The organism is Candidatus Eremiobacteraceae bacterium (genome assembly GCA_035710745.1).
GTDB lineage: Bacteria > Vulcanimicrobiota > Vulcanimicrobiia > Eremiobacterales > Eremiobacteraceae > JANWLL01.
The window spans coordinates 1-1,611 of record DASTCX010000037.1; the positions used below are offsets into that span (position 1 = coordinate 1).

Below are 1,611 nucleotides of genomic sequence, written 5' to 3' on the forward strand. Positions count from 1 at the left end.
CCAGGTGACCCTCGGCAAGAACGAGGTCATCATCAACGGCGAGTCGCGTCCGCTCGACGTGCCTCCGATGATGTACAAAGGCACGCTCATGGTGCCGGTGCGCGTCATCTCCGAAGCGCTCGGCGCGTACGTCGAGTGGGAACCCTCGCAGCACCTGGCCATCGTGCGTTATCTGCCGCCGACGCCGGTCCCGACGCCTGCTCCGACCGAAGCACCGACACCGGTGCCGACGCCGACGCCGGCTCCGACGGCCGCTCCGGTCCTCGGCTTCGTCCAGGGCGGCGCGACGTTCGGCAAGGTCTACAACGAGTTCTCGGCTGGTTCGCGTGATGCGCAGGGCGCGGGCGTCGGCAGCGCCACGTCGGGCTTCGATGGCTCGTTCGTGATCGCCGGTGCGTACCTGTTCAATCCGTGGGCGCTGAAAGCGGACTTCCGACAGGACGGTTACGACACGACCGTGTCGTCGACGAATCAAAACTGTTCGAGCGGCGGTTGCACGGTGTTCACGACGATCGACGGCGGAACAGCCGTGGTCAACGCGTTCCGCGCGAAGCAGTCGACGCTCGACGGCCGCCTCGAGTACAACATCGGAGCGTATCCGGGTCTGTACATCGGCGTCGGCTACCTGCAAGCGTCGAACAACTACGGCTACCCGACGCTGCACGCGGCGGGCGCGGGGCTCGAGAAGCTCCCGTCGTTCGATCAAGGATGGAGCTGGTTCGGATCCGCCTTCTACTATCCGAATGCGAACGGCACGTGGGTCAACAACGACACTTCGAGCTCGACGTTCAACCAATCGTTCAAGCAGTCGTACAACATCTTGAAGTACGACATCGGTCTGAACGTGGACTTCAGCGGCTCGCCGTTCTACATCTACGCAGGCTATAGCGGCGATCGCTATACGAAGAAAGACAACAACGAGCCGATCGATCAGACCCACTCGGGTCCGTACGCCGGCTTGGGCGTCCACTTCTAAACGCTCGCCGGAACCGAGACGAAAGGCGTCCCGTTCGACGGGGCGCCTTTCGCTTATGCCGCGAGGAAACAAAGCCGAACGCCCGCTCGTTAAGCTTAGGAGACGGGACAATCACAGCCCGTCGCGACCAGCGCGGCAGCGCGCCGTTTTGCGCGCTCCGAGCACGGGAAACGATAAGAGGCACTTTCAGAACACAAGACTGACGAGCAACAGATCTCGACGGTATCCTAGGAGGTTCGATCTTGAGAATATTCCAGAAAGCGATGGTCGCAGCGGCCCTGGTGGCGCTCGCGGGAATCGCTCCAAGCTACGCGTATGGCAGCACCGGAACGGCAACATCGGCAACGTCCGGCACGCAAGTCGCGGATGCGATGGCAGATTTCGGCTCCCCGCCCTCGGGCGAGGTGCCTATCATTTTCAACGACCACCACGTGTACGCGAACCCTGACGCGCTGCGTCAAGGACGCGTCCTCGGCGCGATCGTCTCGCACGGTACGCTGCTCGTGCCGCTGCGCAGCATGTTCGAGCAGATGGGCGCCACCGTGTCGTACGATGCGGCGAGCAAGTCCGTCACGGCGCAAAAAGAAGGCGCGCAAGTCCAGGTGACCCTCGGCAAGAACGAGGTCATCATCAAC

2 protein-coding genes are annotated in these 1,611 nt (G+C 62.8%); both read left to right on the top strand.

Translation table 11 applies throughout. From position 1 onward, the window contains the following. The coding region (locus VFO25_13125; GenBank protein HET9343849.1) for a copper amine oxidase N-terminal domain-containing protein at positions 1-976 on the top strand (976 nt) is incomplete at its 5' end. Between the two features lie 242 nt (positions 977-1,218). Then, positions 1,219-1,611: copper amine oxidase N-terminal domain-containing protein (locus VFO25_13130; protein HET9343850.1), on the top strand; the 393-nt coding region annotated here is incomplete at its 3' end.